The organism is Cobetia sp. (genome assembly GCF_983723665.1).
Genome location: NZ_CFDJES010000025.1, coordinates 20,369 through 27,658, shown reverse-complemented (window position 1 = coordinate 27,658; position 7,290 = coordinate 20,369). Strand labels below are relative to the sequence as shown.

The window sequence follows — 7,290 nt, the reverse complement described above, 5'->3', positions numbered from 1 at the left end:
AGCCCCTGACGCGCCGTCAGCCCGGCCCCTTCCAGCTCACGATAGGCATTGAAGCCTTCCGGCAGGTTCTGCACCGCGATGAACAGTGCCAGCAGCATCGCCGCGGCCGGAGAGGCAGAGGCCAGTGCACCCAGCGCGATCGCCTCGGGGATGAAGTCCATCAGCATCGCCAGCAACTGGCCCTTGGCGCCGCCACCGCGCGCCAGCCAGCGGTCCAGTTGCATGAAGATCAGCGCGCCCAGCAGGAACAGCCCCAACAGCGTCGCGATGGACAGCGCCTGCATGGCATGCGGTACCAGCACCAGTGAGACGGCGGCCAACAGAATGCCGCCGCCGAGCGCGGTGATCCCCGCCAGCCAGCTGCGCTTGACGTGACTCTCGTGACTGCGCTCCAGCTGGGCGATCACGCCACCCAGCGGCATGCACAACCCGGCAGCCCAGGCGAGCGCCACCATGGTCCACGGAATCGATGCCATCATGCTGTCGTCGGGGCTGCAGGACTCGGTCGCGCACCCAGCACACGCATCAACAGACTGGTACCGACGCCCCAGGCGCCATTCAGGATCAGGCCACCGACCACCATCAGTGGCGCAACCTCGATTCCCTTGAGCGGGAAGACGACCAGCATGGCCACGGCCGTCGGGCCGACTGCACCGAAGACGAGGCTGATCAGCCAATGGCTGACGCCCGTCCTGCGACGCACCAATGCCCACAGCGGCAGCCCCCAGAGCCCGCCCCAGAAGGCCAGCGAGAGCACTGACGGGACGCCCAGCGGCCCGGTAGGCGTCATGTTGTAGGGCGCCTTGGGCAGGATATCGACCAGATAGAAGAGCCCGAAGAGGCCCTGATGGAAGATCAGAGTCGCCAGAAAGGCGGCGATGAAGGCTTTCAACCAGATCATGTTCACTTCCTTGTCGTCATGTTGATGAAAACATCCGAGCCCCAGCACATTAGAACGTGCGAAAGCTCGACACTGCCTTTCCTGCTACGTCACTTCCGTCCCGCTGGATGCAGCGCAGGCGTGCTCTCTAGCGCTGGGTGGCCGGCGCCTGCTCGGCATGGCGCAGCGATATCTGGTCATTGAGTGTCCAGAAGTCATACAGCACGCCGATGAAGAACAGCCCACCGGTGCACAGGTAGAGCAAGCCGGTCAGCCACTTGCCCATGTACATGCGGTGGATGCCGAACACGCCCAGGAAGGTGAGCAGAATCCAGCTCAGCGAGTAATTGATCGGGCCTTCGCGAAAACGGAAGTCCGCCTCGCGGTCCATCGCCGGAATCAGGAACAGGTCGATCAACCAGCCGATGCCCAGCAACCCGAAGGTGAACAGCCAGATGGTGCCGGTGACCGGCTTGCCATAGTAGAAACGGTGCGCGCCGAGGAAACCGAAGATCCACAGCAGATAGCCCATGGTCTTGGAATGCGTGTCCTGTACAACAGGCGATGTGGTCATCAGTGAAGCCTTAGCCGCGATGCGGCAGATCATGATTGCGAATACTGTCAATGCGGTCTTGGCGCCGATGAATCAAGCCTTCTACCGCCAGAGGCCACGCCCGGAAACGACGACGCCACCCGCGCACTGGCGCGGATGGCGTCGGATCAGCAGGTGTCTCTTCATCGGTCCCGGGAGCGAAAGCCAGGCCGGGAACGAAAGCCAGGCCGCAGCCGGCGCTAGATGACGCCCAGCTCGCGCAGACGTTCCTTGAGGTAGGAGTCCGCCGTGTGCTTGTCAGACAGTACCACTTCGGGACGCGGATGCAGGAACAGCGGCAGCGACAGGCGTGACTGGCTGGAGCCCTCGCCGGTCGGGTTGATCACGCGGTGCGTGGTCGACGGGAAGTAGCCACCACTGGTCTCCTGGAGCATGTCGCCGACATTGATGACCAGCTGACCCGGATCACAGGGCACGTCCATCCATTCGCCATTGACGTCCATCACCTGCAGGCCCGGCTCGTTGGCTGCCGGCAGCACGGTCAGCAGATTGATGTCTTCATGCGCCGCGGCACGGACGGCGCCCGGCTCTTCACTGCCGGTCATCGGCGGGTAGTGAAGCACGCGCAGCAGCGTCTGACCGCTGTCCTTGATCATGTTGGAGAGCGGTTCACGGTAGAGCTCGGCCACTTCGGCAGGTGAATGGGCCTCGACCCAGCTCAGAAGCTCTGCCGCGAAGGCTTCGGCCTGGCGGTAATACTCCATGGCATTCTCGCGCAGGCTGTCCGGAATCTTGCCCCACGGGTAGATGTGGTAATACTCCTTGAGATCACGCGCCGTATGGCCCTTGGCGGTCTCGGAGACATCTGCCGGGAACAGTCCATCCTGGGTCTTGGGATCGAAGCGCCAGTCAAGCTTGTTGGCACTGGAGAAGAATTCGGCCCATTCGGCGTAGATCTTCTCGACCAATTCATGAGAGATCGGGTGATTGCGGATGACACCGAAGCCCGTCGTGCGCAGGGATTCGACAAATTTTTCGGCTGCATCGGCCGAGCGGTAATCTACGTTCTGGACCTTCATGGCATTTCCATCTATGTTGGCTCTGTGTGAGCATCCTACTTGAGCTGGAAGGAGTCGCCAATACGACAACTTTCTGTTCGAATGGAAGCGAGCACGTGCAGCCCAGGCTGCATGCGTAGGTCAAGCAGGAAAGGATGTCGTCGCTGGACGCAACGCGTCTCTCTGGTGGAATTCCCCCTAGCCGCACCAACGCACTCTGGTCTGATGGGCAGACCACCAACATCATCTCGTAAGCAAGGAAAGAATCATGGCAACTGGCACAGTCAAGTGGTTTAACGACACCAAAGGTTTCGGCTTCATTTCTCCGGACGACGGCGGCGACGACCTGTTCGCGCACTTCTCTGAAATTCAGGCAGAAGGCTTCAAGTCCCTGCAAGACGGTCAGAAGGTTTCCTTCGACGTCACCCAGGGCAAGAAAGGCCTTCAGGCCGCAAACATCAAGCCGGTCTGATCTTCTCGATCAGCCTGGTCAGGCCGCCCTCACCGGCGCTCTGATGATGGCAGCAAGACAGTCATGGAAAAGCCCGCCTTCCGGCGGGCTTTTTTGTGGCCAGGCCTTGGCCTGACTCACGCTTCACGAAGAGTCGCCATCAACAAGAACGCCGCGACCCAAAGGGTCGCGGCGTTCTTGTATCGGCGGCCGTATTACTCGCACTCAGCCAGTGACACGGCTTGCGACAGGCATCACGCCAGCATTCGCTGGCCAGTGATTACTGCTGCGCTTCGTCGATGGACTCGTTGGCATCCTGCTGCGCAGCGTTGATCTTCTCGTTCGCTTCGGCAGCAGCGTTGTCGCCAGACTGCTCAGCGGAGTCGGTCAGCTCGGCAGCCTGCTCCTTGGTGGAGTCATAGGCGTTCTTGGCAGCATCGGCAGTGGCGTCAGCAGCGTCGTTGACACCTTCCTTGGCGGACTCATAGGTCTCGGAAGCAGCGTTCTTGGTCGCGTCGAGGGCGCTTTCGCTCTCGGCAGCAGCTTCATCGCCCATGGCATCGGCAGATTCGGCAGCGTCGTCAGCCATGTTCTCGGCCTTGTCAGCAGCGTCATCCATCTCTGCGGCCGCTTCGTCAGCTGCCTGATCCATCTTCTCGGCAGCGGCGTCAGTCGCTTGATCGGCGCTCTGTTCAGCCTGCTCGGCGCTCTGCTCGGCAGAGGTCTCGGCGTTCTGGGCAGCTTTGTCAGTATCGCCGTTATCGCAACCAGCGATGGCCAGAGACAGGCCAGCGGCCAGTGCGGGAATCATCCATTGCTTGAGTTTCATCGTCTTCTCCATGATAGGTGGGGAGTTGCCAGCCCCTGTTTCCTGCAAGTGGCATTGCAACAAAGGTCGTGTAGTCATGCAAGCGAAAGCGTGGCTTGGCGCCTGATACCCAAGACATGGTGCCAGACCGACAGCTTTTCAAGCATTCCGCCCTTTTCACAGCAGAATAGTGTTAACGAACACCATTTTCCATCAGCTACCACCAACAACCGCGCCGCGATCACTCACCGATATCTTCGTTCCAGACGTCCGGCTGCTCGCGAATGAAGGTCGCCATCAGCTCGCGGCAACGCGCGTTGTCGACCACATCGACCTTGACGCCCAGGCCACGCAGGTGGTCTTCCGCGCCCATGAAGGTGTGGTTCTCACCGACCACGACATGCGGGATACCGTAGAGCTGGATGGCACCACTGCACATCGGGCACGGTGACAGCGTGGTGTAGAGCACGGATTCACGATAGACGCTGGCCGGCAGGCGACCGGCGTTTTCCAGTGCATCCATTTCACCATGCAACACCGTGCTGCCCTTCTGCTGGCGCTGATTGTGGCCACGACCGATGATCTTGCCATCATGGACGAGTACCGAGCCGATCGGCACGCCGCCGGCCGCATAGCCCTTTTCCGCCTCTTCAATGGCGGCCTGCAGGAAGCGCTCATGATCGGTAGTCATTGCTGTCATCGTCTTGCTCCAGATGCGGTGAATATTCAGTGGAGCGGCAGCCTACTGCCACTCACTGCTCGGCACAATACACTCAGCCCAGGCCCGCTTCGCCAGTCATCATCTGACGGGCGCGTCTCAGCCCTTCATTGCTGGCATTGGTGGGCTCGCCGACTTCAGTGGCAAGCTCGCGGAAACTGCCCATGGCACCCAGCAAGGCAGAGGCCTCGTAGGGAATGAAGACGCGATCACCTTCGCGCGCCATGTCCGGCAGCACCTGTAGATATTTCTGGCCCAACATGTAGCCGACCACCAGCTGCGGGTCTTCCGCACCGATGGCATCGCGCAGCTGATAGATGGCCTGACGCTCACCTTCGGCGCGCAGAATCGCGGCCTGCTTGTCACCCTCGGCGCGCAGTACCGAAGACTGCTTCTCGCCCTCGGCGGTCGCGATGGCAGCTTCGCGCTGGCCATTGGCCTCGGTCACCGTAGCGCGACGCTTGCGCTCGGCCGCCATCTGCAGCCGCATGGCGTCCTCGACTTCCTCGGGCATGCTGATGTCCTGGATCTCGACACGCGTTACCTTGACGCCCCACTTGTCACCGACCTCATCCATGGTGATCTGCAAGGCGTCGTTGACCTCCTTGCGGCTCTCGAAGAGCTTGTCGAGCTCCATGCGACCGATCTCGGAGCGCAGGCTGGTCTTGGCCAGGACCTCGACGGCCTGGGTGAAGTTCTCGACTTCATAGACGGCGCGCTTGGGATCGACGATCTGGAAATAGAGCGCGCCATTGACGGTCACGGTGACGTTATCCGTCGTCACCACGCTCTGGCCGGGGAAGTCCATCACCGTCTCGCGGCGATCGATGCGCGTCTCCTCCACCACCAAGGGCAGGTTGTCACCCTTGACCTCACGATAGCGACGAATGGTGATCGAGCGCGGCTTGTCGATGAACGGAATCACCAGATTCACGCCGGATTCCAGTGTGCGGCTGTAGCTGCCGAGGCGTTCGATGACGACGGCTTCTGACTGCTGGACGATCATCAATCCCTTGGCCAGCAGGATTACCACCAGCGCCAGTATGAAAAGAATGATGATGAGTCCCGGACTGATAATCATATTGCTCAACTCCCTTGAACTGGGCCGTATCCGCAAGCCCTTGTGAGATATCCGATCACGCTTGACCCGCTGCCACCACGACCGCGCCATCGAGCCGCGATCTCATGGCGTCTTTGTGCAGTTTCCTTCGAGACAGACTACTTCAAGACCGATTCCTTCGAGACAGGCTCGACACAGACGGTGATGCCTTCGACGCTGACGATCCTGACCGTGTCCCCCGCTGCCGGCGGCGTCTCCCCCTCCCAGCGTAGCGGATACTCATTGCCTGACACGCGCACGGCAGGTTTGCCGCCGTTGCCGATGATCACCTTGGCCAGCTGCCCGGTCTCCGCGCCGCTGCCCAAGGTGCCGTAGGGCGTCTTGGGCAACAGATAGGGATGGATCTTGCGCACGAACAGCGGCACCAGCACCAGGGCCGTGATCGCGACGCTGATCAACTGGATGTTTAGCCCCGCCCCCAGCCCCGCCGCCAGAGCACCCCCGAGGGCACTGACACCCAGTGCCAGCAGCACGAACTGCGCGCCCAGCAACTCAAGCCCCGCCAGAATCAACGCGAGGATGACCCAGATATGCCACGCCGCCAAACCGACCATGCAATCACTCCCTGAAGCCCTGACTCCCGCCCTGCGCGGCCGAGAGATTGGAAGAATACGCTGCCACCAACGCAACGAGCGCAGCCTGAGTAAACCTCAGACTGCGCTCGTGTACCAGCCAGCTCTCATGGCTCAGCCGGCGCTCAATGGCCCAGCTGCGGGCTCATGAGTGTGTCAGCAGGGCGGCGCCCTGCGGGGCGACCAGACGCAGAGCGCCGGGAATCAGCTGGAATTCGCTGTTCTCGATCAGATAGCTCTCGCCATCGAGATTCACCGGCAGCGACTCACCACGATAGTGCAGCGAGTCAGTGCGCACATAACGCACGAAATGGCCGTTGTCGGGGAGCGACTCCAGCTCCTCGATCACCTCACCCACCCGCGCGATGGGGAAGTCGCGGATCACCAGCACATCGAAGCAGCCATCATCGAGCAGCGCCCGAGGTGCCAGCTCCTGACCGCCGCCCGCCTGACGACCATTGCCGATCGCCAGTACGAACAACGCCAGCTCCTCCTCCACCCCGTTGAGGGTCACGCTGCCACGATAAGGGCGGAAGTCCCACGCCTTGAGCACCCCCATCAACGAATAGGCCCCGCCACCGAACAGCTTCTTGAGGCCACCGGGCGTCGAGCGCGTCACCTCGGCACCGAAGCCCGCCGAGGCCATGTTGAGGAAGTAGGCATCATCCAGCTGCACCACATCGACGGCCCGCGCCGCCCCTTCACAGGCCAGCGCCAGCGACTCCGTCACCGGCTCGGGGATGCCGAGCGAGGTCGCCAGGTCATTGGCGGTGCCCAACGGCAGGATCGCGACTTCCGGACGCTTCGCGAGTGGATGCTGCATCAATGCATTGGCGATCAGATTGAGGGTGCCGTCACCGCCGCCAACGACCAGCCGCGTGACGCCTTCATCGACCGCCTCGCGCACCAGCCTCGCGACATCATCTCCCTCGAAGGTCAACCGCACTTCAAGCCCTGCCATACGCTCACGCTGAGCGAAGATGGCCTCACGCAGCTCCGGCTGCTGAGCCTTGTCCCCGTTGAGTATCACGCGCACACGCGCCGCTGATTCCATGGTGCCTCCTTGGCGACATGCGGATCGAGCGACAAGCATACTCTGGTCGGGGGCCTTCAATGAACCATCTCTGCCC

The 7,290-nt window shown here is 61.7% G+C and carries 10 protein-coding genes; 1 reads left to right on the top strand and 9 read right to left on the bottom strand.

All coding sequences use genetic code 11. The annotated features are described in order from the left end of the window. The 4 genes from AC4FAH_RS04450 to AC4FAH_RS04435 form a co-directional block, all read right to left on the bottom strand. Window positions 1-476, bottom strand: a 476-nt coding sequence (locus AC4FAH_RS04450) for a ZIP family metal transporter (RefSeq protein WP_490245694.1), incomplete at its 3' end; no start/stop codon positions are given. Beyond that, window positions 476-901: a hypothetical protein gene (locus AC4FAH_RS04445; RefSeq protein ID WP_286987314.1), complete on the bottom strand. Its 426-nt coding sequence runs from the start codon at window positions 899-901 to the stop codon at window positions 476-478. The genes AC4FAH_RS04450 and AC4FAH_RS04445, both read right to left, overlap by 1 nt. A gap of 127 nt (window positions 902-1,028) precedes the next feature. Next, on the bottom strand, window positions 1,029-1,454 hold the full coding sequence (locus AC4FAH_RS04440; RefSeq protein ID WP_043335505.1) for an NINE protein: 426 nt from the start codon (window positions 1,452-1,454) through the stop codon (window positions 1,029-1,031). 218 nt (window positions 1,455-1,672) lie between these two features. Next, a complete protein-coding gene (locus tag AC4FAH_RS04435; RefSeq protein WP_286987313.1) occupies window positions 1,673-2,512 on the bottom strand; it encodes an isopenicillin N synthase family dioxygenase in 840 nt (279 codons plus the stop codon). 247 nt (window positions 2,513-2,759) lie between these two features. Between AC4FAH_RS04435 and AC4FAH_RS04430 the strand changes: the two genes are divergently transcribed. After that, the gene (locus tag AC4FAH_RS04430; RefSeq protein WP_043335501.1) at window positions 2,760-2,963 is read left to right on the top strand and encodes a cold-shock protein; all 204 of its coding nucleotides are present in this window, start codon (window positions 2,760-2,762) and stop codon (window positions 2,961-2,963) included. 259 nt (window positions 2,964-3,222) lie between these two features. Here AC4FAH_RS04430 and AC4FAH_RS04425 read toward each other — a convergent pair whose 3' ends face one another. From AC4FAH_RS04425 to yegS, 5 genes are all read right to left on the bottom strand, one after another. Then, entirely contained in the window at window positions 3,223-3,771 is a 549-nt protein-coding gene (locus AC4FAH_RS04425) for a hypothetical protein (RefSeq protein ID WP_286987311.1), read from the bottom strand. 220 nt (window positions 3,772-3,991) lie between these two features. After that, on the bottom strand, window positions 3,992-4,450 hold the full coding sequence (locus tag AC4FAH_RS04420; protein ID WP_373456560.1) for a nucleoside deaminase: 459 nt from the start codon (window positions 4,448-4,450) through the stop codon (window positions 3,992-3,994). Window positions 4,451-4,523: 73 nt separating this feature from the next. Further along, window positions 4,524-5,549, bottom strand: coding sequence for an SPFH domain-containing protein (locus tag AC4FAH_RS04415; RefSeq protein WP_043337056.1), 1,026 nt, complete (start codon window positions 5,547-5,549; stop codon window positions 4,524-4,526). A gap of 137 nt (window positions 5,550-5,686) precedes the next feature. Beyond that, on the bottom strand, window positions 5,687-6,142 hold the full coding sequence (locus AC4FAH_RS04410) for an NfeD family protein (RefSeq protein ID WP_286987310.1): 456 nt from the start codon (window positions 6,140-6,142) through the stop codon (window positions 5,687-5,689). A gap of 163 nt (window positions 6,143-6,305) precedes the next feature. Next, window positions 6,306-7,214, bottom strand: coding sequence for a lipid kinase YegS (gene yegS, locus AC4FAH_RS04405; protein WP_288989467.1), 909 nt, complete (start codon window positions 7,212-7,214; stop codon window positions 6,306-6,308). Window positions 7,215-7,290: the final 76 nt, after the last annotated feature.

Coding starts and splice junctions, on each gene's coding strand:
- AC4FAH_RS04445 (WP_286987314.1), bottom strand. CDS start 901: ATGATCTGGTTGAAAGCCTTCATCGCCGCCTTTCTGGCGACTCTGATC.
- AC4FAH_RS04440 (WP_043335505.1), bottom strand. CDS start 1,454: ATGACCACATCGCCTGTTGTACAGGACACGCATTCCAAGACCATGGGC.
- AC4FAH_RS04435 (WP_286987313.1), bottom strand. CDS start 2,512: ATGAAGGTCCAGAACGTAGATTACCGCTCGGCCGATGCAGCCGAAAAA.
- AC4FAH_RS04430 (WP_043335501.1), top strand. CDS start 2,760: ATGGCAACTGGCACAGTCAAGTGGTTTAACGACACCAAAGGTTTCGGC.
- AC4FAH_RS04425 (WP_286987311.1), bottom strand. CDS start 3,771: ATGAAACTCAAGCAATGGATGATTCCCGCACTGGCCGCTGGCCTGTCT.
- AC4FAH_RS04420 (WP_373456560.1), bottom strand. CDS start 4,450: ATGACAGCAATGACTACCGATCATGAGCGCTTCCTGCAGGCCGCCATT.
- AC4FAH_RS04415 (WP_043337056.1), bottom strand. CDS start 5,549: ATGATTATCAGTCCGGGACTCATCATCATTCTTTTCATACTGGCGCTG.
- AC4FAH_RS04410 (WP_286987310.1), bottom strand. CDS start 6,142: ATGGTCGGTTTGGCGGCGTGGCATATCTGGGTCATCCTCGCGTTGATT.
- yegS (WP_288989467.1), bottom strand. CDS start 7,214: ATGGAATCAGCGGCGCGTGTGCGCGTGATACTCAACGGGGACAAGGCT.